The organism is Mesorhizobium sp. B2-6-2, assembly GCF_006440615.1.
Taxonomy (GTDB): domain Bacteria; phylum Pseudomonadota; class Alphaproteobacteria; order Rhizobiales; family Rhizobiaceae; genus Mesorhizobium.
This window is the reverse complement of sequence record NZ_VFUG01000013.1, coordinates 25303-49857: the sequence shown is the minus strand read 5'-3', so window position 1 is coordinate 49857 and position 24555 is coordinate 25303. Positions and strand designations below refer to the sequence as shown.

Genomic DNA, 24555 nt, shown 5'->3' with positions numbered 1-24555 from the left:
ATGGGGATCATCGAGACAGCAGCGCTGGGCGCCGTCGGCGGCATTCTGCCGGATATCATCAAGGCCATTCGCAAGCGCTTTGAGTCGACGCCGTCATATATCAAATCAAGCTACTATTGGTTCAGTGTGGTGTTGTTGGCGATCATCGGTGCGGTCGCGTCGATAGCGGCTCATGCCGGAACCGCTCAGGAAGCGCTGGCCTACGGAGCCAGTTCGTTCGCACTCCTCACACAGGTCGTGGGACAGACTGAGGAGAAGCATCTGGGAGGCGCGGACGAGGCGAGCCTGATACGCCAGATTCGCACCTGGTGGGGTTCGTGAAGCTCGCTGAAGCTTCCTCCCCGTCAAACCTTTTTCGGCGCTTCATTCGATTGACGGGTGCAGGTCCGGATCGCGACATTGGGCTTCCCTGGTTGCGGCTGCCATTCCTGGACCGCCCGTTCGACCTTTGGTCGCGAGATTCCAGATTGGCACTCAGGTCTGCTTTTCCAGCAGGCGAGATTGCCGCGGCGCTCGACGAACGCATGTTTGAGGATCGCGAACCGCTCTTCTTAAGGATCGGCGCGGGCGCCAGGGAATCCGCCGTCCCGTGGGAAGCGTTCCAGGCGGAAATCAGTCCGCTCAACCGCCACAAGCTCGCGCCCGTGCGGACTGTCGATGATGATCGCAGCTTCGGGTTCGCGGCGGTGCCGGAACGTATGAGAGTGCTTGCATTGGTCGGGCATCCAGGACCCGAACGCGCTTTTGACCCGCAAGCAGCCCATGATTTCCTTGCTGAAACCCTTGCGGCAGCCGCTACCGCGAGCGGCCGTATCGACGAATACGACCTGCTCCAGCTTCGCGCTGATGACCTCGACGCAGCAGTGGCGCTGGCACGGACGTTGAGGCCGAATGTGGTCATCTTCTTCGGCATCGGGCAAAGGGCACCCGCGCCGCAACTGCGCACGGCAGATGGCGACGACGGCTGGATGGCCGTTTCCGCGCTAGCGCAACGATTGTTTCCAACACCTCATTCGGCGCCGCCGTTCTGGATTTTCTGGGCCTGCTCACTCGGCGAACATGATGAGCAGACCTCCCAAAGTGTCGAGGGAGGTGCGGCGCTAACAGCGCTGCGCCAAAGCGGGGGTATTTCGGTCCTCGCCATGCGCTCGCGTATCCGCGTGCGCGCGGCACGCATCATGATCGAGGCGCTTTTGGGATCTTTCGCATCGGGAGAGCCTTTGGAGGTGGCGGCCGCCGTTAGCCGTGCTGCGGCTCTCAACGCCGATGTGATCTCTGACGGCCGGATGGACTACGCCGCGCCCGCCGTCTGGTCGCTTAGCGAGCCCGTGGACGCCGTCAGCTGGGGTGACGAGCCAGCGTTTCCGGCGTCCTGGGTGGCAGTGCGTCTTTTGTCAGGCGCCAACGAACTTCCCGCGCTTGCAAACGGGGTGGCTCCGATCGATGAGACGTCGTCGGCGCTCGCCCGCACCTGGACCCGGCCCGGTCGATATTTTGCGGTAACCGGTTCCGCGTCAATCGATCCGGGATCGCGCGCGCGGCTGCTTTCAGTTGGCGCAGCCCTGCGTCGTGATACAGGTCGGCCGGTCGTTCCGGTTTTGCCACGCTCAGGCGCGACTTTTGATCAACGCCTGCGGTTGTGGGCTGAGGACGCCTTTCGCCAGCTTGACCCCCGGCACCATGATCGCGAGATCGCCCAGGCAATTGCCGCCATTCGGGACACAGGTCTAAACGGGCTTGCCCGACTCCTTGCAATCCCCGACATTGTCGTTTTGCTGGGGGAAGTTCCCGATTCAGCGGTCGCATGGGACGTGCTTGTGACTGCGGCGGCGCTGAGTTCGGTGGTAGTCGCAGGTTCCGCTGTCCCTGACGCGGCCCGGCAATGGGCGATCGATCAGCTTATGATGGACATGGCCAACGAAGAGATCGAAGCCGCGGTGCGCGCGGAGCCATTGGTGTCGGCTATCCTGAGCGTCTCCGAGCGGGCGCTGGCCATGGGTGATGTCGGGCGCATAACTGGCGTGGAAGCAGCCCGACTTACCCGGCTCGATCCCTTTTGCGTACGCGTTGCAGGACAACGGGTGCTTGCAGAGACGGTTCGGCGCACCATGCTGCGATTGTTGCCGTCCGAAACAGTTGATGCAGCCCATCGCTCCTGCATAACAATGCTGCTTGATCGGCCGGTAGAGCACGATTTCGGCGCGCTGGTCGAAGTTGTTCGTCACTATGCTTCACTAAGAGAGGGAAGTCAGGCCGCAGAAGCGATCAATGCCGCTTGGCTTGCGGCTGGCGCTGGCTGGTCGATCTCGGATCGGGCACGACTGTTTGATCAAGCAACGCAAAGCCGCGTCTTGGTCGACGAGCTCGCCGCCGCCCCGTGGTTCTCAATCTGCGAAGCCGCCATTGTCTTGCAGCAATTCGCACTGGTCCGCACCATGCTTAGCGGCCGTAACTTTTCCACGCCTGTCGAAAAGGCGCGAAAACATGCGATGTTGTCGGAGTGTTTCAAGGCTGACGCCACGCAACCGCCAGCGCAACAAGCGATGCGCCGCGAGGCTGCGGCAGCGGTGGCCGAAGCCCAGGCGGCCGTCGACGCTGGTATCGCCGATGCCGCCGTCCAGTTGTCACAGTATCGCAACAACCTTGCCCGCATCAGCCAGTATTTTGATCATGACTATGATGGCGCGCTTGCGGTCTATGACACGATCCTCAAGGAGGTCGGGCCCTCAGCCTTCGCGAATCCAATCTTCGGGCACCTCTTTGCGGCGGCCAGCCGCAATGCTGCCGAATGCGTTCTCGATCCAGCCATGCGTCCGCTCGATCCGGTTATCCGCGACCGCGCCGAAGCACTTGTTCAGCAGGGCCTCGAGGTGGCCCGAGCGCTTCACCTTGCTGAAGTGGAAATGGAACTTCGCTACACTAGGGCACGCATCGCGGAGGCCGCCAATGACGATCAGACCGCTGCCCTTATTCTAGCCGGACTGTCCGATGGCGAGGCGCAACGCCGCTATCCGCTTCTCGCAGCCATCGCGGCGGACAGGTTGGCTTGGAACGAGATGCGCACCGGTCATCGCCGGTTCAGTTGGGACGATGCGCGCGCCAGGCTTCGGACATTGCGCTTGTTCGAGCATGCCTGGGCGCAACGGGTTGTCATAAGGAACCGCATAGATTGCGCGGATTGTCTGGCAGCAAGGGGCGCGCCGGATCGCGAGACCGCGATCGAGCTGCTCAAGGACAATGTGGCCGACATCAGACGCCTGCCAGGGCTGACAGGAGACGAAGACGCGCAGCGCGCGGCAAAAACCCATGCCGGCCTGGATGTCCTCACCGCGTCCGGGGGGACGGTTTGGGCCGCTTTTCTAGAATCCCCCCTGGCCGCCAAGGTGCCCGAGCCGTGGAAGCGGGGGACCGCCGAAGAAATCTGGCAAGGGAGGATCTGAATGGGAACGGGGGGATTTGGGGGCGGCAGCGGCTCGCTCGGCGGCGGAGGCGCCGGGTCGGCAGGATCGGGCGGTTCCCTGTTGCGGGCCATCACGTATCTGCGCGACATCGCACGAATGCTGACGGCCGACGGCGATCAGGCACGACTAACGCGCGAGATCAATGCATTGCTACGCGAACGAGGACGCGCGGGCTTCATGGCGGGGCTATTTCAAGACCCCTTTGCGACCACACTGCTCGACAGGTTGATAGAACTCAGCAGGGCAATGCAAGGGCAAAGATGGTCTGGCATCTTGGATCAGAGCGGCGTTGCCAAAGGTTCAGGATCGATCACCGCCTATTGCGACGTGGCGATTGACCAAGCTTTGCGCGAGCATGGCGACGCCGTCGATGAAAGGCATATCGACCGCGTCGGTCTGGCGTTTCGCTCGTTTCTTGCAACCGCCCTTGCGGGCGATAACCTGGCGGTGGCCGAACGAGGCGATGCGGCAGCGGTAGAAGTGGCCTTCGATCGGACCCGCTTCGCCGACCCGAATGACATTCGTCGCGGCTTTCTCGGGCAAATCATTGCCAAAAGCATTGTCGGTGAATCCTGCATAGACCTCGGGGCGTCGGAGTTGTCGGTCGAGCGCGCCGCCAATACGATCGCCGCCGCTATCCAGCAACGCTTTGAGGAGAAATTCGTCCGCACCCGCAAGGCTGCCAGCGGCGATCTGCTGGCGACCATAGGTGCCAACTATTCGAAACTGGTAATCGGATGATGAGCACGCCTCGGACCATTCCCGCCCATATCGAGATCGTCAAGGCGCCGCGGCGGGAGACACAGGTCATCGACCTCGACCTTGCAAGCATCCAGTGGCACAACGCGGCCGGCCTCGGTCCGCTTGGGCTCGATCCCCGAGCGCTTGATCTCCTGGAAGTGGCGCGCCTCGTCTGGGAAGTGGAGCGCTATATTCCCAAGCGTATTTCGAGCCAGCGCGTTCGATCGGTAAAGGTGGCTGTTTCGGTGCGCGAACCCTCAGCATGGACGACCGCAACCCATGCAGCCCTAACGGCGATCCTGCGCTTATTGGGCAACGCTGAATGGACGTTCGCGGTCTCCAAGCGAAAGACCTCGAACGCGCTCGATCGGCTTTCGTTGAATGGCTCACACACAGATCGCGTTCAGACCACCGCGTTGTTTTCGGCGGGCCTCGACAGCACCAGCGGGCTGGACTGGCTGCGCCGCAACGACACCGACGCTGCGCTCGCTTCCTTTTATGGCGCCAAGGCAAGGCAAACGGAGTTGGCCGATCAATTCGCTTTCAAACGCCATGTCCAGGTAGGATGCACGTGGTCCAATGGACGACGACGCATCGGCGGGCAGTTTCAATATCGCTCTTTCCTGTTCCTTGCGCTCGGCGCGTTGGTCGCGCGTTCCTATGGCGCCACGACGTTGCTCCAGTTCGAAAACGGCCCTTTGGCGATCGCGATGCCACCGGCGGCGACCTATCGGATGACCCGCCATGCACATCCCATGCTGCACACCTTGGCGAGCGGTCTGTTCTCAAACCTCTTCGGCGAACCGTTGTCGGTTCAGAACCCGTTTTTGACCACAACCAAACGCGAAGCCGCCGAGGCGATGAAGGCGCATCTTGGTGCCAAGCGGTTCGATAAGGCCATCCTCGAAACCGAGACCTGTTGGAACCTGGCGTCGCGCCAGGTGCTCGGCGCCATTACCAAGCGCATCGGTCAACCATGCGGACTTTGCATTCCCTGCGCGGTGCGCAGAACCGCTTTGCGCGGCCGAGATGTCCCGCACGCGGTCGATCTGACATCCAAAAAGGACCCGCACTTCACTGACGGCGATGCGCGTATCCATATCGACGCTTATCTGGCATGGGCACGAAAGCTCACCGCATCGTCCTATGGACCCGAGCGCTTCGCGTTCGAAGCGCCGCAGATCGTGCGAGAGGCGGTTACACATTCCCAGGGCAAGCTGACGATGGCAGAGATTTTTGACATCGAGCAACGCTTCGCCCGCGAGTTGATCGAGACGTTTCCGGTGCCTTGATGACCATTATCGGCCTACCGAATTTTCTTGTAGCACTCAGCATCAAGCAGCCCTGGGCGGAACTGATTTTGCTGGGCCGCAAAACCATCGAAGTGAGAAGCTGGCCGACCGACTTCCGGGGGCCGTTGATCTTGCACACCGGCAAGAAGCCGGAGCTGGAAGCCCTGTTTCGATATCCCGATATCGACGCAAGCTACTTGGGTGGGTTCGTCGGCGTGGCCGAGCTGGTGAACGTCGAACTGTTCACCCATGCCAGCTGGAGCCGTCTCAGGTCGGAGCATATGGTGCCTGGCCCTATGCCAGGCGAAGCCTTTGGCTGGCGTTTTCGGCATGTCCGCCGGTTGAAACGGCCAGTAGATGCCAGCGGCAGTCTCAAGTTGTTCCCAGTTTCGGAGAACGCAAGACAGGCCATGGAATTCTGACACGCGGACCGTCACGCCTGCTTTTGGCGCAGCGCAAACCCCGGTTCCGTCGTTTAATTCGCCTCGGACGCTGGCCACCGCAATGGCCGTTCCTGGTGCCTATCGAGAAGCCCGCGGCGTAGACCTATACAGGCGATGCGATGAAAGGGCTTGAGATCGAAAATCTCGGGCTCTGCAGGGCAGAAGTTGATCGCAAACGCTCATGGTCCCCTTACGCCCCAGCATTTACACGGGGCGCGAGCGCATGGCGTTCGTAGTCGAGGAGCAACCCGCATCTTCACTAGGCGTGCCTGCGATAAAGTCTTCAAGAAGCGCCCAAGAGAACAAACCTGGGAAGGAGTTGCGCGACCTCACCGGAGTGGTCGAGTCCGAATTTGTCCTCCCGCTCTACGCCGGTGACAACACGAACCGGGGCGCAGCAGATCGTCGTGGTCCTTGTGGCAAGAGCGGCTAGTCCCAGCAGCCCAAATCGGATTGCATCCAGGTTGAGCCATTGGTGGGATCGCGCCGAATCGTATTTTTCGATGGGACACCCCGGCCGGATGTCTCATGCCGTCTAAATCAATAGCATCCCGCATGATGGGCGTTTTGGCGGGTAAATTCCGGAAGTTTACTCTAAGTTTTTGATTTTATTGATAATATGGCGGAGAGAGCGGGGCCTGGCGATACAACTCCTCGGATAACTGATGTCAGCCTCCGAGGCTTCGTATCTAGCCTGAACCCGGGCGGCCGCCATTTTGGCCTCAAGGCGCGGCCTTCCCCAGCGTATCGGTATACGACACTACCGGACGGGGCCGAATACGTTTCGGCAGACGATCTGAATTTTCGTCCCCTGTCGGTGGTGATAGTGGGCATCAGCGCGGCGTGGCCGCGTTCAGTCTCCTGCGTTCCATCTTTCTGCCTAATCGTGCCGTGTCTGGTGTCGCCGGCCGTTTCCCCACGATGCTCATGTTCGGTGGTCACCGGATCAGTTGCCTCCTCTGATGCGTCGCTCCTCACCGATCGGGATGATCCAGCCGCCAGCGCGGTCAGGCCGAGAAAAATCATCGGGACCCCCTATCTGCGTCAGGCGGATGCGAACGGTTTGCAGCTCCGCGTCGATAGCGGCACGGATGAGATCGCGCTCGATGCCGACGAAGACCGGCCGGAGATTGAGGCGAGCGAGCGCCTCCTGATCGGCGGGCGCAACGTCGGTGTCAGCGACGGGTCCGGCACGGGTGACGATCCCTCCGATCAGTCCGCCCATGGTCGTGGCCTTTTCCAGCTCTCTCACCAACGTGGCATCCAGCAGCGCTCGGGCGCGTTGGAGATCCCCTTGGAGTCTTCGCGCGAACGGCTGGTGTGTGAGGCCGCGAAGCGCACTGGCTAGCTCAGCGTGCCCAAGCGACTTGATGAGATTGGCGATATGGAGGCGGAGAAGCCCGATGAAGAGCGCGTCTTTCTCCTCCGGCTTGATCGGCTCGCCTTCATCGATCGGATCGCGGACTGAGAGGTGGGCGTCCGTCGGATTTGGCGCCGCCATCCCCCAGCGGGTCGCGATGGCAATGCGCTTCACTGTGATCTTGCGGCCTCCAGCGGTGATATCTATCCGTCCGGCCTGAGCCCAGGCGCGGTTCAACGCTTTGGCCGGGCCGCCATTATCGTGGCAACCTTTCGCTTCGGCCACGGTCAAGGAGGACAGGTCGGATGCGCAGGCGATCCAGTCGGGCAGATCGCCGCGGGACAAGCGCGTGACTTTGACCTGCCGGCGGCGATCGAGGTCGATGATGCGGCTGCCGAGATGCGCGAAGATCGAAAGGTTGAAGTAGCGTTCCAGATAGGCGCGGGCAACGAAGCGGCCGAACAAGCCGGATAGCGCGACCTTCACCTCGCGGGCTTGCCCAAGCGGTTCCCGGAAGATGAAGGGCGTACCCGCGCCGGTTGGCGTCAACAGCGCGTCCAGGATAGACCACGCGCCATATGCAGCCCCTGGCGTCTGCAACACTTCGCGAATCCCGGCGTCCTCGATCTCCGAGACGTCGAGGTCGACGGTCGCGCCCGCGACAGGGCTGAATGTTGGCGGATCGAAATTGTGGAGGAAGGTCCTCGTCATAGCGCCAGCGCCAGCTTGGGATCGTCATGCTCGAAAGCGCTGGCCATTCGGCTGATTTCCGCCGATCGAGCGCCGACCGCCTTGGCTGTATCGCGCCAGGTCGCTGTCACGGTCGCGACCTCTTTGATAATCGCGCGGGCCTGCGGCAGGGTGAGCGCGAAAAATATCGACGCGTTCAAGCAGATCGAGCGAACAGGTGCCCTCATCGAGATCGATGTTCGTCGTCAGCACCCGGGCCTTGAGATCTGTCGGGACGGGATTGAGGTCGTATGCCGGCGAGAGAGACCACCCCGCCTTTCCCAGCCATAGGAAACCGTGATTGCGGAGGTGGTCGTCGACATTGGAAACCAGCACATTGAAGACGACCCGCCGATAGAGGGCATGCGCGTCCGTCTTCCCCTGGGCGCCGTGTTGAGCAAGGGCATCGACGATCTCCGGATAGCTGCCGCGCTCACCGTCCTTGGCGCCCATCATCGCCATCGCCGACAGGAACGGGATGCGGCTCGCACCGTCACGATCGAAGCGTCGCGACAACATGACTGGCTTGCCGGCGACCTCGATCAGCTCGTGTTGAGGCGTGGCAATACCTGCCTGGCCGGCCAGCCGCAGCGCGATCTGTTCCCAGGTCTCCATACTGTAGTCGTCGGTCTCCTTCGGGAATTTCGCTATGGAGAGGTGACCATGTTGGTCGATAACCGAGGCCTTCGGTCGGGCACCGCCCAGGGAGGAGCCTGGGGCAAAGATGAGCTGCAAGTCTTCATCCGTTTCCTCGTCTCGGAGGATCGTTCGGTGATCTGGAGCAAACGGCCAAGCTCGATTAAAGCAGGAACGCCCGTGCGGATCGGCGCTTGGAAAATCTCTTCGCCGACCCAGCGGAAGCGGAGGGCGCCAAGTCGCGTCTCGTCGGCGACGCTGAGCAGGTAGTCGCTTTCTACAAGCGTGCGAACCGCGCGGCCTTCTTGGTCGGCGAGGCGGCGTTCGGCGCGCTGCATGAGGCGCCGGCCCCAGGTATCCGGCGCTGAGTCGCCGATGGAGCCGAAAGTCACAAGACCTGCAGGGGGGGCGAAGGCTCCGCGGGTCAAAGCAAGAGCTGGCTCTAGCGAGAAGCGGTCCGGATCCTCAAGCCATGCTCCGTCATACTCGAAGAGGATGGTCTCGGTTCCCCGGACGCGATTGCTCCTCGCCAGTCCGATCGGGCGTGTGCGGCCGTCCAAATCGATATGGACCTCGAAGTCAGCCATCGCGCGACGATCCGGTTGGCCGCTGGAGGTGGACATGCTTGGGCAGGTCGGCACTGGCGAGCGCCTGACCGACGCTGTCGTTGCTGATGTCGGCGACCTGGCCCAGGCCCTCAAGGAGGCCGAGGGCCTGCAGGACGCCGGCATAGATGCCGACGCTGACGTTGGTGTCCCCGGCTTCGACCCTTTGCAGAGTCGAGCGAGAAGTGAAGGCGCGCTCGGCTACCACCGCCATCGGCAGCCGTCGGCGTCGACGGGCATCATGAATGTCAGCCCCAAGCTTGCGCAGCACGCGCCGCACCGCAGCCGGAGGGTTGTGTGGAGTGGGCATTATGTCACCTTCGCGCTACAGATTGGTCCGTTATGTAGCACGAAGACTACAATTCATCTAGCCCTTGAAGCCTCATCTCAATGGAGAACGAAGTTCTATTACCGCCGTCGTGACGGCATCGACGGGACCCCCCAGTCGTCGGCGATCGCGGCGAGCGTGGTCATCACGTCATCGAAGCTCGTTCGGACGACCTGAGTGAAAGGAGCGTCTGTCTCCGTCACTATGCGGTCGATCTGGGCAAGTGCAGGCGAGAGAGCGGCCGCGATGCGAACGGGTCATCTCGGCATGACGGAGAAATAGCATAGCATCGGCGCACATCGAGCCTCGCTTTTGCTTCGGGTGAACCAGTGAAGCACGACCGTGCCGCGATGCTGTGGGAGATACGACCGTGCCGCGATGCTGTGGGAGATATTGTTCGTGCAGGTGCGGCCGCTGCCCGCCTTAAAAACTGTCAAGAAAGGTGGCGAGCGCCCAGACCCGTATCAGGATCCACTAAGGCTCGGGTATTCAGGCTCCGCGCCTCCGACGCGACCATGCTCTGAAGCCGCACCTCCAAGATAATAGGTTTTCCTTCGCCGGATGGAGGCGGTCAGAAATCCAACGCTTTGGCCAGCATCGGTTCAAGAACCAGATCCGGCCGACCTCCCTTTTCGCGAAGCTCCATTGCCCTTATGATCTTCGTGCCTTCATGGCTGTGCTTCCAGTCCCGAGACGCTTCGGCCGCGACGACGAGGTAGTCGGTCTGGCCGCAGACGGTTTCCTTCCAATCACCGCCGCGTTCGCAAATCATCTCAGCGATTACCTTTCGCGGGCCAATGGCGAATTTTCCCGTGAGGACGAACATCCGACTCGGAATTACGAGCCGGCTTGCATCCTCCAAGGCGCCGTCAATGACACCCACATTGCCGAAGGTAGGCAGCCCCGTATCTGTCGCGCTGTCGCCGACAAGATGGGCAATCCACCCGCATATGTCTTCTGCCTCCTCGGCGGTTATGCGACGGTCAGAAATAGACCTTCTGGCAGTTTCTCCGAGAGACGCCACGCGGCTGTCTCTCTGCAGGACCACACTCGAGTCCAACCTGGACAGCAGTCTTTCGACCTCTGCGGGCGTGATGGAGTTGTCGCAGGCGATACCGGCACAGAACCCGTAGAACTCGTTGACTTCGTCCTTCTCGTCAGCGGCGATAAACTCCCGCGAGCGTATGCCGACTATTGTTTCAAGGATGGCGTAGATCTCTTCGGGCGCGTTACCCCACACATCCAGATCGCGAATGAGCTCGGCAGCATCGTCGTCGTGAAGAAGGGACAGGAACTGCTCAGCTTCGACCCTGAGTGGCGGCATCTCCGCGCTCTCGACCCGCTCGCTGGCCATCACGCCCTTCAAGAACCCGAGCCAGTACCCCAACGCCTTCCGGTGATTTGCCTGCGCATGGATTCTACCGAGCGCGGCCCCTTCGTGTTCGAGTTTACCGCCCCTTCCGCGGAACACTTCAACCATTGTCGCCCCCTCGACTCTTGGTTTCGATCTTAGCAGACATCAGAACACTCATCTATCCGCCGACCAGACAACGCGTGCCTAAACCGGAAGGCCTATCCCGTTAGCTCCCTGCTTTCGAGATGGTAGGGCCAGGTTGCCACCCCAGGAACGGCGTTTCGGCCGAGCGGTCGACCAAAGAAGACGCTCTGGACTCACCAAGGATCAGGCGCCTGAACCCGCTGCCTCCGACGCGCTCTGTCTCTCGCCCAGCCGTGCTCGTCCGCAAGGGACGCTCCGCTCAAGCCCTTGCGGACTGCGCGCGCCTGCGCATGGCGGGACGCGCGACGGCGGCTCCGGAGATCAGGCTTGGTTCCAGACCGCTTCGTGCGGGGAGCTAAAGCTCGAGATCGCCCTTTCGCCTACTGTGCCGACACCGTTCTGTCCCTGGCGCTGCCGTGCTCTTTGATTAAATCTGCCGAATTCTCGCGTATCCTGCGGCCGCGCATGTGAGCACAAGGTGGCGCCGGCGCTTCGACGAGCCACCCCACAAAAACCAGCGTCGGGATGGCGACCGAAATGCTGAGGCAAGAGACCGCCACTCCAGAATGAAAAGTTCGTCATGCATTCCCATGCCGTTATTGCGTCCCTGCCAGTCGCCGGGGCCGACCGTACTGTCCTTATCGAGGCCGCCAACACCGCGCTCGAAAGAGCCATAAGCGCATTGAGCCCGCCAACGAGAAGCTGACTCGCACCCTTTGGGATGCCGAGTCCTATATCCATAATGAAATCACCGCAGACATGTTGCCGATTTCACGGGACGACGCTGCGTACTTCGTGGACGTGTTCCTGATGCATCATGTCATTGGATTGGCTGTCGCAGCAGACGAAGAGGCCGCTGATATCCCGGCCGTGACCTCGCCGGAGGTGGCTGGACCTGCCTGCTGCAATCTCGCGGGCAGCGCAATCAATACAGCGGTCTATTGTAGCAGACGCTTTATGAAGGCGAACCTCGACGATCTCGTGCGGCGCTGCGCCGGCCCGACCCGCCGATTCAAGCGGAGTGGTGCTGAGGTTGCAGGAAAATGCCCCCCGCAGGACTCCTGGAGGGCAGGCACGGGCTGGGTGCCGTGCTCGTGGGCTGGAGGCGCGTCACAGCGGCGCAGGCCCCGCACCCGGAGGGCGTCATGACGATGACGGAGGCCGCCCCCCTTCCTTGGAGTCCATCACTACACCCTGAGATTCCTGGTGGATTCGGGATACGTCGAAACGACCTCGTGAGAGGGAAACTGGGCGCAAGAACACTCGGGCCGAATTCACTACGGCCGTGGCAGCACGGCCGCTCCAGAACGATTTCGTCCAAGCCAGGAACGGGCCAGGAGACTGGGACGCGGTTCGAGTCCTTGCCCCCGGCTCTCGGAAGCAGGATTTAACCCTGCGATCCGCACCTCGATGGGGAACAGTCGCAAAGTGCAACCGAAGCTTTTGAGCAAGTGCTCACGGCTGAAATCGGAATCCGCCGGGGACTATGGATGTATCTTCGGCACGGCGACTTCAAAGGAACCGCCTCGTTATGGGCCAAAACGTTTGTGATGACGTAAAGGTCAGGCCAGAGTTGCCACTCCCCGCACGCGGTGTCCCTCAGAGGCGCCTTTCGCGACCAGAATCGTCTGATCTTTTGTCGGAACCCTGACAAAGCCGTGTCGTTGCAAACAGACAGAAGCGGAGACTAAGAGCCAATATAGTGAACTAAACCGACTCTTTGAATTGGCTTGGCTCTTGCATTTTGAATCGGCGTTCATTCCGCAACGGAGCCGTTCGATGTCCGGAGCCCGACCAGAGCGACACCCTTCGACCATTTCCTGTTGCGGAACGAGCGGCGTTATTTCCGAGCCGATTGCATACGAAGTAATTGCTAAAATCTTTAAATCAATCTCACAGGAGGAGAAATGGCTGACGAATTCATCTACGACGAAAATTGGTCGGCAATGTATGAGCTACTTACATTGCTGCGAGGTAAGAATGATGAGGTCGGCGAGACTGTCGCCTTTCTTCAGCGATTTTCCAGCGGAGGGAGTGCTCTTGAACTCGGCATTGGCGACGGACGCGTGGCGGTGCCGTTGAGCGAGCGAGGCGTCAAGGTCGAAGGTATCGACAATTCGGACAGCATGTTGAACCTTCTCGCCAAGCGTACTGGCCTGATTAAGTTTTGGAAGGCAGATATTTCAAGATTTAGATCGGAGCACCGCTACAACTTGGTGTATTGCGTTTGGAATACATTCACGCAGGCCGTCACGCGCGAAGCGCAAATAGCTTGCCTCCGATCTGCCGTGGAGGCGTTAGATGATGGAGGGAATTTGGTGATAGATGTAGGCGTGCCGCCCTTGGATGGTTTCGTCAACGGCCAGAAAATTTCCACGCTCGTTGTGGATCATGAGAATACGATCATCGCTGCTGATGTGCACGATCCGCTAACCCAAAAATTGGTCTCAACCCTCCTCTGGTTTTCTGGTACGTCGGTCAAACGATTGCCCAATCGCGTTCGTTACGTCTATCATCAGGAACTCGATACCATGGCCGAATGCGTAGGGCTCAAGCTGGCGGAGCGTTGGGGAGATTGGGCAGGAGGTGCGTTCACCGAACAGTCCAAACGTCATATCTCTGTTTACCGCCGAGCGACGACCGGTCTATAAAATGAGTTATCTCCAACTAATGTAAGGCAACCCCCCCCCGGGCGGGTGATAAAGCCTGGCAGAGCCTCATTGAAACGACCGTGAGGTTGATGTGAGCGGAACAAGCGAGCTTGGCGGCATAAGAGTCTATGATCGGTTCTACCTATTCGCAATATGGTCTGTAGGAGTCAGCAGCGCGAAGCGCGAACGTGCATCAGCGAACAAGCGCGGCTCACGAACTCCGATGCCTTAACAACTCGATCGCGCGCCGAACGACCTCGCTGGCTTCCTGCAAGCACTTGACCACCTGACGCCGAAGGCCACTTCGATCGGAAAGTGCTGTCAGCATAATTCGGCCGTCGGCAATCGCCAATGCGCACGCATGGCTCGCACAGGTCTTCAAAGCGCATCGGCGATGGAAGGCCCAACAGCGATGTCCATGCCTTCAGTGAAATGACCAAATCTGAACGGCGTCAGCTTCGCGCTCACAGATCAACGGGAGGGTCCAATTACATCCTGTTCTGGCTGCTGAGCGCCAGCGAGCCAAATGGGGCGATCCTCCAATGCTGTTTCCTTTGCAAGCCGTTTGCACAACGTTTGCCAGAGGGGATCGCCGGCGAATGCTGGCAAGCTGCCCCATGCCTCCCTCAAAGGTATCTCGCCATAGCAGTCGATTAACCGCCCAAAATCGCAGCCAAGCTGGGTCATAAGACTGAACGGATCGATTCGACCCGGCGAGATCGTGCGATGCCCCCACAGACTCGGCTCTTGGTCAGACCCCAGCGAGACGGACAAGCTACTATTTGCAGGTGACGGAAACTCAGAGAGAGTAGACAGCAAGGCATAGCGCATAATCGGATAGTAAACGATCTGGCGACTGCCGCCGAGCACCCGCACTCCAGGGAGTATCGATGTTACAAAGAATGACAGGAGCATACTGGGTATGATTTCATGCTCGTTCAACGATTGGAGAAGCGCGTCAGGTGCGCACTGTACAGAGAAGGTCCCGCTTTCGTTCAAAAACAGGCCATCGCGCAGCCGCAGGGGAAATATGCGCCCCCCTAAAAAATGCCAAAAGAAGTCGGTTGTCGTCTTTGCCCAGCCGGCCCATTGGCCGCAATCAAACGACACGAAATGATTGAGCAGCCTCTTCGCAAAAGAGCTTGGTCCAAACAGCGTTGACGAAAGCCACGATGACGGGTCGCGAAGATGCTGGGCGACTAGGTCGCCCACGTCCAAATCATCGAACTGCAACAACTGTAGATCCGATGCGAAGAAACGGCGCCAGAGGCTCTGATTGGCTGTCTTGATAGCATCGGCGGCCGAGAGAAACTCATCATCGGGCAGGGCTCTTTTCAATTGCGCGGCCAGTTGGCTCGCGATCCTCGTCTGTTTGGCGCTCGTCAGAGCAAAGCGCTGCGGCGCATGACGTCCGCAAACACTGAGTCGACCCATTTTTCTGTTTGACAGCCCGAAGAGATTGAAGTGCTGACCTCCAAGCCGCAGCCAACCGGGGCCTTTCTTGTCGCTTTCTTGGAATTTTACAGTTGAACTCGAATGAGTCACATACCAGCTGTCTTTATGGGAGCGCAGCCCCATGGCACTAAAGATATGCGTGTAGAACGCATCGGGTTCAAAAGCCAGGTAACAGTGTGGGCCGGTCTGAATGACCGGTCGGCTTCGAAGCTGTGCACCGAGTTTTTCAATCTGCTGATGCCCATAGCCCAGACGAGAGGCACAATCTGCAAGTCGTAACTCCATCTGCTCTAGAGCATGCATACGGACAGGATCGGCGGCGGCGGGCTTAGCGTCATAAGCGGCATGCGCATACGCACGTGTCGGAAGCGTCGAGTAACGCGAGATGTGTGGCATAAGCCAAACCAATGCTTCAGCGACGGGTTTTGGAGATGGCGATTTCATAACACGTCATCCGGTGGGCTGTTGGGCTACCGTTTTGCTTGGTGGACAGATGAGAATACCGACTGTCCAAACCACGACGATGACAACTCCGAAATACGGGAGCCCGGCCGAGGGCAACAGCGTATCGCCGGCAAGTGCAGTCAAACCATACACAACCAATCCAAACCCCGTTGCAAGGGTTTGGATGCGCGCTGGCCGATCGACGGGAACCGCAATAAAGCCGACTGCGCCGCTGGTAACAATTGGATCATCCTTCCCGACAAAGTAATGAGGTGACTGTCTGTACGCTGTTGGTTTCAAGAAGCGCGAGCCATGTCGCGGACATGAAATACGAGTACCTGCCGATATTGGAGGCAAGCCACTGGCCAAGAATGTACTGGTCGTAACAATGGCATTTTAGGACGCGTTGGTCGTTGGCCGGCTTCGCTCAGCTTCCGGACGCTGCCAGGCGGCGGAACGGCGGGGGTTCGAAGGCCAATCCCGGCAGCGAAGCCGGGGTTTCTGTATAGACGTATTCATTTGGAATGCAGGGTGGGGCCATCGCCGAAATTACACGCCGAAGATTGTCCGCGTTGTTGCTAGCGGCAAGTGTGTAGAAATTGCCAGAATTCCATGTCACGCATCCGTATTTGAAGTGCGCGGCCACCGACTCTGACATTTCAGATAGCGTCGTCTCATTGAGGTTCATTTGCTTAAGAATGGATTCAGTTTTCTTTTTGATATCATCCTGAGTGAAGAAGCGCGCTTTATATCCGTAGTCTTTCTGGAGCTCCCGGCTCAAGTATGAGATGTCGTCGTCTTGCCGAAATTTTTCGAAGAAGAAGAATATCCCACCGTCTTTCAAGTGACGTTTCACAAAGCCAATCTGCGCCTTTCGATTGGGCGAATACATTTGAAATGTGGTGTCCTCCAAGATGATGTCGAATCCGTCGGCAAAGTGCCTGAGCGCCAACGTCCCAACCATTCGGCTCCGGGTCAAGTGATGAAATGGGCCGAGGAAGAATGTTGCATGCGCGGGCCGTCCGTGCAGAAAGAAGCTTTCCTCGTTTTCCTTATTGGGACTGCATGAAAGGGTCTGAATCTTGCCGTTACCCAGCTGGGCAAGCGTTCGAGCGAGTGTGCCTTCGGCGGCCCCCAGCAGATAGAACCGAGCCGGGAGGGTCTCATCCGCGATAGCGTCTGCATATCGCAAGAAGGCATCGCCAACTCGAACCTCCTCCTCAAGACGATAAGGAATGCTGGCATGATAGTGAGGGTCGAAGCGGCCCCAGATCTGGCGATGCGCGCCGGTGAAGCTTTGCAGCGACGCATCCCCTTGGAAAAGGCGCGCATCAACGCTCGGAACTTTGATCGGGGCTCCTGATCGCCCTGCTGCGGTCGCCGAAAAGAAATCGGCCATTTCATTCAATCGTGGTGCCTTATCGCAGTCCTTGAAAAAGTCTCCCACCCGCTGTTCCATTCCGCTCTTCCCAAGTGAATTGTTCGACGCACAGCTCCGGTACTTCGCGCATGGCTCCGTCACTAGACGCATCCGAGGCAGGCCGGCTTCGCCATAGTTATATCACATCACAATAAGTACTAATGTAAAAGTTAAGCTAAAATCAAATATAGGTCGCGACTTGGAAACAACACACTCTGGACATTAATTAACAATCTGCGCAAGGAGTGTTAGACTTAGTCCGCAGACCTCAAAATTGGATGTGCACATGAGTTACTCACGCGTTGACCGGTATCGCCTGGTCGAGCTTGCCGGTCCCGGGCAATGATCACGTTGTCGCCAACATGGGGTGATCGCTTTGATCTCCCGCGTCAGCATCCTCCGCGTTGAAGCACTGATTGAGCTCGACACCGGAGAAGCGACCGGCGCCTGCATCGCCGACAATCCCAGCATGTTGACCCGTTATCAGCATGCGACCCAAACAGGCGGAGCGGTAGCCGAGTCTGCCCGGTAAAAGGTCCGGTCAGAGGTCGTATATTCAATACTGGATCGTGATGGCCTGTGCTCACGGGGGATCAGGTAACGTTAGCATCACCAGCCCCCCTGCAGCCGCCCTGTCAGCAGAACCTTCACACATGAACCAAGAGCCGCTTGTCGCTTGCCCTGAACTTCATGTCGAAACCAAATCGATCGACCCAGATTTATCGCCTCTCAAATAATATCTCCGCCCAGATTCGACCGGCATAGGTACTCGTAGAGGGTGAAAAGCCGTTCGCCAATGACTCTTCCGCTCCCTAGAAGAGATGAGAAATTTCCCAAATTGGGCGACAAAATATGAGGTCATTCCATGGCAGAGGCCAGAACTGTGAACGGTAACTTGGTGTTCTACCGGGTCCAGAGCGCTTGGGTCTAGATAATCATAGCTCCTGAAAAGCACGGTTGGCGAGAGACATACCGGATCGTGTAGCGTCTGGATCACCGAGAAATATGAACGTTCAGCAAACAGGTTAAATCCCGAAAGATCAAATCCGCATTGGTTAAAGACGGAATTTTCCTCAAAGGCTTGCACGTCGGTGCAGAGGAACCCGAATTGCTGAATCCGATATGGCATCACTACTGTAGCAGGACTGGCGATTTGGCGGATGTCTTCCGCTATCGATTCATATCCCTCACCAACTACCCCAGAATCCAATGTTTCCGTAAAAATTATGTCAGGCGCCGAAGGAAGGTCGCCGTCCAGAATTGCTTGCCTTGAGGACTTTGCAATCACCGCGATGCGATCCTGCAAATCGTTGTTCCGGATAATCTCCCGCGCCGCCTCAGCAATTCGCTCATCCATCTCGCATGTGAATACCTTTCGGGCGCCATGCCTGGCGAAGAGCATCGCCGGAAGGCCAGCCCCGGTCCCGATTTCCACGACGGTCTTTCCTCTGAGATTACAGGATGCAATGGCCGCCTCTATTGCTGCATTTCGTGCGGAGTCGCGCATCATTCTGAAATGCCAGTTGGGAACCTGGGAATCTGCGTGAGCGCGGGATGGGATTTCGTGCATTTTTAATACCCTCTAAACCCCTATGGTGGGTGAATAAAAGCCAACGATCTCATCGCGAACAGCGATCGAGGGCGTCGCGCGCATTGTAGGGCTGCCTGTCAATCCTCTGAGACGAGCGAATGAGTGTTGCAGCTTGCGAAGGGGAAGCAGCAAGAATGGTGCCAAGGCACGCAAGCGCTAGAGACCCGGCCTGCCAATTCCGTCGCCTACAAAGAGTGCGTGAGTCTGCACCAGTTTTGGGAATGCGCCGGGTACCTGAACTCAGTGCCGATTTGTCGAATCCCCGACACGGTCATCTTTCGGCCTGAGTTCCTTAGCTGGTAGTCGCCCCGAGCCTCGAGCGTGTCGCCGAATACTCCGTCGCTTTACCCGGAGAGAAAGCGTGGCGGCGCGACAATCACGATCGAGGGGAAAGCACGAGTTCTGTTTGTCGTCTAGACGTCTGGGGTAACAAGGGGGGTTGAATGACCTACCTGCAATCCCGGTACCAGCGCAGCGACATACAGGAAAGCCCGGCATCGATCCTCTCGATCTCGGCGGTCTTCAGAGGCACGACCTTGTAACTCGCCTTTTCGAGCATCTCAATCGTGCGCGGGTAGCCCGCGCTGACCATGACGATGTCGTTGACGCGCAGCACGTTCGCCGCAGGCTCTTCGCCTTCCGGGACGATGAACTGGCGGAATTCCTTGAATACGGAAGCCTTCGCGAGGGCAGCGGTCGAAATCACGGTTTCATCGTCGAGCAGCGAGGAGGCCGTCTTGAAATGCAGAACGCCTTTCGGAGTCTCGGCAATCTGGGCCTTCCCGCCGAGTTGCTCGATACAGGAGACAAGGGCCTCTGCCCCGGCCTTGTCGGTGCGATCGGAAAGGCCTATCAGGACGCTATTTGGGGTGTACATGATATCCCCGCCGTCCGCTTGTCCCGGGGTAGGGAGTTCTAGCACGGTGTCGAACATATCGCGCAGGATCGGCGCGATCTCCGCGGTCTCGGCGACCCGGCTTGGCGTGCCGGGACGGAGCAGGATGGCGCCCCCGGTGAAAACGAGCGCCGGGTCTTCGACAAACAGGGAGTCTGGAAAGGCCTCAAGAGACGGCAGGACGCTCACTTCGACACCTGCATGCCGCAAGGCCGCAACGTATGCGTCGTGCTCGCCCTTGACGCCTTCATAGGTAGGACCGCCCCGATCATCGGCGCGTAGGCCGTTGACGACCGAGATCGAGGGTTCGCGAACGATTGCCGAGTTGAACTGATAGACCGATCTGGTTTGCGACATTTCCAATCCTATTTGTCAGTAGTGTTTCGCTGTGCGGCTTGCTTGGGCGGTGAATGACGTCTGTGCGGGCTGCGCCCTGCGCTTCGACAGGTGAATCCCTGCAAGCATGCACCGGACCGATCCACCCGCGAGTTCGATTGTCGAGACATCGAACGGCAATAGTCGCGCGGACTGCTCGATTGCCGATATCTGCTTCGCCTGCAGCGCCGCATGTGCTCGCCCGGAAATGGCAACAATGCGACCATCCGTGCCCTCCAGTTCAATGGCATTGCCGGCGAAGTCTTCGATCTGCTCGATCGAAAGCTCCACGATCTGACGACCGGTTTCCTCCAACCTCGCGACGACTTCCCGCCGCCGCCAGGGATCAGGGATCGACTGCGCCCCTAACAACGCGAAATCGGTGCCGACGCACATCAGGACATTGGTGTGATAGACCGCCTTGCCGCTGCGATCGACTGCGTCAAAGATCATTGGCTCGAAATTGAAGTGCGTGCAGAACCGTTCGAGCGCAACCTCGTTTGCCCTGTTGGAACGCACCACGTAGGCGACACGGGCAATGTGGTCGAGCACCATCGCACCGGTCCCTTCGAGGAAGACCCCGTCCTTCTCGAGGCCGGAATAATCGATGACATCCTGAACCCGGTACTCAGCCTTGAGCATCTCGATGATGTCGGTCCGGCGCTCTTGCCTTCGATTCTCCGAGTACATCGGATAGATCGCGACATGCCCGCCAGAATGGGTCGAAAACCAGTTGTTCGGAAAGACGGAGTCGGGTGTTGCGGCCGACTCATCCTCATAGAGGTGGACAGTGATCCCGGCCTCAGCGAGGCCGTCCGCCATACGCGTGGCTTCTTGATATGCCAGAGCGACCAGATCATCCGGCTTCCGCGTTTCATCGCGCACCTGGAACGTATTGTCTGCCGCAGTGACCGGATTCGGCGTGAAGTGATGAGGGCGGATCATCACGACGGCCCTCGGCGCCTGCATGGATACTTTGCTCATCCCAATGCACCGCTCAGCCGCACTGGAGCCGGTTGGGCGGCGCGCAGGATCATGCCGTACAAGTCGCGGGGTTCATCCGGGTCGGCGAGGAGATCGAGTTCTTCGTAGAGTCCGGTGTCCTTGAGGCGGTCGCGCACATAGCGCAGGGCCGAAAAATCCTCGATCGCGAAGCCCACGGAATCGAACAAAGTGATTTGGCGCTCGTCGCGGCGGCCGGGCTCGTTGCCGGCGATCACCTGCCAGAGCTCGACCACCAAGTGCTCGGGCGCGAGCTGTTGGATTTCGCCTTCGATGCGGGTCTGTGGGGCGTATTCCACGAAGATGTCGGAGCGCAGAAGAATGTCGCGGTGCAGTTCGGTCTTGCCTGGACAGTCGCCGCCGACCGCGTTGATGTGGACGCCGGGGCCAACCATGTTGTCTGTAAGGATGGTGGCACACTGCTTGTCGGCGGTGACGGTGGTAATGATATCGGCGCCTTCCACGGCCTCCTGCGAGGAGGCGCAGGCGGTGATGTCCAGGCCGATGCCGGCGAGGTTCTTCGCGCAGCGGCGCGTGGCAGCAGGATCGACGTCGTAGAGGCGCAGTCGATCGACGCCGACGATGGCCTTGAAGGCGATCGCCTGGAACTCGGACTGTGCGCCGTTGCCGATGATCGCCATGGTGCGAACGCCCTTCGGCGCGAGATGCTTCGCCGCGACCGCCGACATGGCCGCGGTGCGGAGCGCGGTGAGGATGGTCATCTCCGTGAGCAGCATTGGATAGCCGCTTCCGACATCGGCCAGAACGCCGAAGGCGGTGACGGTCTGGCGGCCGGAGCGCGTGTTCTTGGGATGGCCGTTGACATATTTGAAGCCGTAGGTTTCGCCGTCGCTCGTCGGCATCAGCTCGATGACGCCGTCCACGCTGTGGGACGCCACACGCGGCGTCTTGTCGAACAGCTCCCAGCGGCCGAAGTCTTCCTCGATATAGCCGGCGAGGTCGGTCAGGAAGCGCTCCACGCCGATCGTCAGAACCAGCTTCATCATATTGTCCACGCTCACGAAGGGAACGATGTTTAGCTTCTCGGGCATGGTTCAGTGGTTCCTTGTCGGGCGGTCCATGATGCGGCGGCCCATTAGACTGGCGGTGAGGTCGACCATCAGGATCGCGGTGCGGCCGCGCTCGTCGAGGAAGGGGTTGAGCTCGACGAGATCGAGGCTGGTGACGAGGCCGGAATCGTGCAGCATCTCCATCACCAGATGCGCCTCGCGGAAGGTCGCCCCGCCCGGCACGGTCGTGCCCACGGCCGGGGCGATTGACGGGTCTAGGAAATCGACGTCCAGGCTGACATGAAGCATGCCGTCCTCAGCCAGGATGCGCTGGAGAAAAGCGCGTAGCAGAGGAGCGATCCCGTGCTCGTCGATCATGCGCATGTCGTGGACTGTCACCCCGGCGAGTTTCAGCGCCTCACGCTCGGCCGGATCGACGCTGCGCACACCAAGCGTGCAGATGCGCGCCGGATCGACCGCAGCTGGCAGGTCTGGGAAATAGCCGTGAAAGCCTTTTTGCCCGCTGGCGTAGGCGAGCGGGACGCCGTGCAAGTTGCCGCTGACCGTAGTGTCGAGCGTGTGAAAGTCCGGGTGGGCATCCAGCCAAAGCACGAAGAGCGGCCGGCCCAACTCCTTGGCACGACGGGCAACTCCGGACAGCGTGCCGGCAGAGATACTGTGATCGCCGCCGAGAAAGATCGGCATTGCTTCTCGGCTCGCCGCATAGGCAGCTTCGGCGATCGCTCCGGTCCACGCCGAGACCTGCGGCAGCGCCTTCAGGCCGAGGTTCTCATGCGCCACGGGCGGAAGCGGTCCGGGCGCGACCGCCCCTGCGTCCTCCACTTCATGGCCGAGTTCCGTCAGCGCCTGCGCGAGTCCCGCGGCGCGCAACGCGCTCGGTCCCATATCACAGCCCATGCGTCCGGCCCCGTCCTGGACCGCCGCGCCAACGATCCTACACAGCATGTCGCCGCTCCCTATTGCTGCTGGCAGCGCGCTGGTTCGGCGCGTCACCCCACTCGAACCGGGATGCGAGCCTCGATACGGCTGAAAATCCATACGAGCAATCCCGTGAGAACCATGTATGTCAATGCAAGCAGAAGCAATGGCTCGTATATCACCAATGTATCCTGGCGAACGCGAGCTGAAACTGCATAAAGGTCGACAACCGTGATAGTAGCGACGAGCGGTGTCGATTTGAGTTGCATTACTGTTTCACCGGCCAACGTGGGCAACGCCTTGTGGATTGCCTGCGGCAACCAGACCCGGCGAAAAAGCTTCCAGCGGTTCATACCGAAAGCGCGTCCCGCCTCGAGCTGGCCGCTCGGCACGCCGGCAAAAGCACCGCGCATAACCTCGCCTACATAGCCTGCGAAGGACAGCGTTAGAGCCAGTACAGCGTATGGCCACGCCTGGCGAACGAGAGGCCAGATATCGGATTCGCGAATCCATGGATATTGCGGGAAGAGCGAGCCAAGCCCGTAATAGAGCAGCCAAATTTGCAGAAGCAACGGTGTGCCTCGAATGACGGTGCAGAAAGCTTTCGCTGGAAGACTGAGCCAACTAGGGCCCACTACTTGAGCGAGCCCAAGTGGCAATGCCAGAACGAAGCCGAAGACGCAGGTCACGATGAGGATCCAGATCGAACGCCATAAACCAGCAATCGCAAGCATGTAGTAGTCGGCCAACCAGTCCCAACGCATGAAGACGGCTGCTGCGGTGATCAAGACAAGGCCGATCACGATCAATACGACGCGGTGTGGCTCCAACCGTGCGAATGGGCGGCAGTTTGCCGCAACAGTCGTGAAATAGGCCATCAGCGGCTCTCCGCTATCGGCTGCCGGCCGCGCCTTGCCCAATGCTCGACCCGTCCGATGAGGACGTTGGAGATCAAAGTGAGCAGTAGATAAAGCACGCCAGCGGCCATGAAGAAGGTGAAATAGGCCTTTGTAGTGCCCGCAGCCTGCCGTGTTTCCAGAGTCAGTTCATTGAAGCCCACAACGGCCAGAAGTGCTGTGCCTTTGAACGCAACCAGCCAGAGATTTGCGAGACCCGGGATCGCGAAGGGCAGCATCGCCGGCAGAGTAATGCGTCGCATCAGCATCCTTGGGTTCATACCAAAGGCTCGCCCGGCCTCGATTTGGCCTTGCGGCACCGCGAGGATCGCGCCGCGCAGCACCTCCGTTGCGTACGCGCCCTGTACGAAGCCGAGCGCAACGATGCCTGCCATCGGCCCGCTGACGTCGATCCGTCCGTAACCGAGAGTTTCCAGGAGGCGGTTGATCAGGTCCGGAACCGCGAAATAGATAAGCAGAATTAGCACAAGTTCCGGTACCGCGCGGATGAGGGTGGTGTAGACTTGAAGCAAGTCGCGGCGCACAGGTCCGCCGTAAAGCTTGCCAAAAGCACCGCCAATGCCAATAACCAATCCCAAGGCGAATGCGCCGACACCGATCCCAATTGAATTAATGAATCCGCGAACCAGATTTCCGCCCCAGCCAGGCGGCGTAGGTGCAAGCAACTCGAACATGCTGGTCTGCGCCAGCGACAAAAAGACAGAATCGGTCAAGAACGCCTCCACCTTGAGGATTGACCCTCGCCAAGAGCCTGCCGTTCACT

Annotated in this window: 18 protein-coding genes and 1 pseudogene; 6 read left to right on the top strand and 13 right to left on the bottom strand. The window is 59.5% G+C overall.

The genetic code is table 11. The features are described 5' to 3' along the window. The 5 genes from FJ419_RS22350 to FJ419_RS22330 are packed head-to-tail and all read left to right on the top strand — an operon-like array spanning position 1 to position 5916. Complete coding sequence (locus FJ419_RS22350; protein WP_064993342.1) at positions 1 to 321, top strand: hypothetical protein; 321 nt, start codon at positions 1 to 3, stop codon at positions 319 to 321. After that, positions 318 to 3440: a hypothetical protein gene (locus tag FJ419_RS22345; protein WP_140698298.1), complete on the top strand. Its 3123-nt coding sequence runs from the start codon at positions 318 to 320 to the stop codon at positions 3438 to 3440. The genes FJ419_RS22350 and FJ419_RS22345 overlap by 4 nt, the downstream gene beginning before the upstream one ends. Further along, positions 3441 to 4202, top strand: coding sequence for a hypothetical protein (locus FJ419_RS22340; RefSeq protein WP_064993340.1), 762 nt, complete (start codon positions 3441 to 3443; stop codon positions 4200 to 4202). Beyond that, positions 4199 to 5494, top strand: coding sequence for a hypothetical protein (locus FJ419_RS22335; protein WP_064993339.1), 1296 nt, complete (start codon positions 4199 to 4201; stop codon positions 5492 to 5494). Before FJ419_RS22340 ends, FJ419_RS22335 begins: the two co-directional genes overlap by 4 nt. Continuing rightward, positions 5494 to 5916 carry an ASCH domain-containing protein gene (locus tag FJ419_RS22330; protein WP_064993338.1) on the top strand — a complete coding sequence of 141 codons (423 nt, stop codon included), beginning with the start codon at positions 5494 to 5496 and terminating at the stop codon, positions 5914 to 5916. The genes FJ419_RS22335 and FJ419_RS22330 overlap by 1 nt, the downstream gene beginning before the upstream one ends. 967 nt (positions 5917 to 6883) lie before the next feature. On the opposite strand, the gene FJ419_RS22325 is transcribed toward FJ419_RS22330, so the two are convergent. From FJ419_RS22325 to FJ419_RS22305, 4 genes and pseudogenes are all read right to left on the bottom strand, one after another. Next, complete coding sequence (locus tag FJ419_RS22325) at positions 6884 to 8008, bottom strand: hypothetical protein (protein ID WP_064993337.1); 1125 nt, start codon at positions 8006 to 8008, stop codon at positions 6884 to 6886. Further along, a pseudogene (locus FJ419_RS22320) lies at positions 8005 to 9249 on the bottom strand (HipA domain-containing protein). The gene FJ419_RS22325 and the pseudogene FJ419_RS22320 overlap by 4 nt, the downstream one beginning before the upstream one ends. Further along, positions 9242 to 9577 carry a helix-turn-helix transcriptional regulator gene (locus FJ419_RS22315; protein ID WP_013533370.1) on the bottom strand — a complete coding sequence of 112 codons (336 nt, stop codon included), beginning with the start codon at positions 9575 to 9577 and terminating at the stop codon, positions 9242 to 9244. Before FJ419_RS22315 ends, FJ419_RS22320 begins: the two are co-directional and overlap by 8 nt. A 589-nt stretch (positions 9578 to 10166) precedes the next feature. Then, on the bottom strand, positions 10167 to 11075 hold the full coding sequence (locus tag FJ419_RS22305) for a hypothetical protein (RefSeq protein WP_064993336.1): 909 nt from the start codon (positions 11073 to 11075) through the stop codon (positions 10167 to 10169). A 1925-nt stretch (positions 11076 to 13000) separates the two neighbouring features. Between FJ419_RS22305 and FJ419_RS22300 the strand changes: the two genes are divergently transcribed. Then, positions 13001 to 13744, top strand: a complete 744-nt coding sequence (locus tag FJ419_RS22300) for a class I SAM-dependent methyltransferase (protein ID WP_064993335.1) — start codon at positions 13001 to 13003, stop codon at positions 13742 to 13744. Positions 13745 to 14215: 471 nt separating this feature from the next. Here FJ419_RS22300 and FJ419_RS22295 read toward each other — a convergent pair whose 3' ends face one another. The 9 genes from FJ419_RS22295 to FJ419_RS22255 all read right to left on the bottom strand — a co-directional run bounded on the left by FJ419_RS22295 (position 14216) and on the right by FJ419_RS22255 (position 24466). Beyond that, positions 14216 to 15643 carry a hypothetical protein gene (locus tag FJ419_RS22295; RefSeq protein ID WP_064993334.1) on the bottom strand — a complete coding sequence of 476 codons (1428 nt, stop codon included), beginning with the start codon at positions 15641 to 15643 and terminating at the stop codon, positions 14216 to 14218. A 427-nt stretch (positions 15644 to 16070) separates the two neighbouring features. Next, positions 16071 to 17102, bottom strand: a complete 1032-nt coding sequence (locus tag FJ419_RS22290; protein ID WP_064993333.1) for a class I SAM-dependent methyltransferase — start codon at positions 17100 to 17102, stop codon at positions 16071 to 16073. 649 nt (positions 17103 to 17751) lie between these two features. Next, a complete protein-coding gene (locus FJ419_RS22285) occupies positions 17752 to 18633 on the bottom strand; it encodes a 50S ribosomal protein L11 methyltransferase (RefSeq protein WP_064993332.1) in 882 nt (293 codons plus the stop codon). Between the two features lie 469 nt (positions 18634 to 19102). Continuing rightward, positions 19103 to 19906 (bottom strand): arginine deiminase family protein, encoded by an 804-nt coding sequence (locus tag FJ419_RS22280; protein WP_064993331.1) that lies wholly within the window; start codon positions 19904 to 19906, stop codon positions 19103 to 19105. Positions 19907 to 19921: 15 nt separating this feature from the next. Next, a complete protein-coding gene (locus FJ419_RS22275) occupies positions 19922 to 20908 on the bottom strand; it encodes an arginine deiminase-related protein (RefSeq protein ID WP_064993330.1) in 987 nt (328 codons plus the stop codon). Continuing rightward, entirely contained in the window at positions 20905 to 21978 is a 1074-nt protein-coding gene (locus FJ419_RS22270) for an ornithine cyclodeaminase (RefSeq protein ID WP_064993329.1), read from the bottom strand. The genes FJ419_RS22275 and FJ419_RS22270 overlap by 4 nt, the downstream gene beginning before the upstream one ends. A gap of 3 nt (positions 21979 to 21981) precedes the next feature. Then, positions 21982 to 22902 (bottom strand): arginase, encoded by a 921-nt coding sequence (rocF, locus tag FJ419_RS22265; protein WP_064993328.1) that lies wholly within the window; start codon positions 22900 to 22902, stop codon positions 21982 to 21984. Positions 22903 to 22946: 44 nt separating this feature from the next. Further along, positions 22947 to 23753 (bottom strand): ABC transporter permease, encoded by an 807-nt coding sequence (locus tag FJ419_RS22260; protein WP_064993358.1) that lies wholly within the window; start codon positions 23751 to 23753, stop codon positions 22947 to 22949. After that, entirely contained in the window at positions 23753 to 24466 is a 714-nt protein-coding gene (locus FJ419_RS22255) for an ABC transporter permease (protein ID WP_198327675.1), read from the bottom strand. The genes FJ419_RS22260 and FJ419_RS22255 overlap by 1 nt, the downstream gene beginning before the upstream one ends. Positions 24467 to 24555 lie beyond the last annotated feature (89 nt).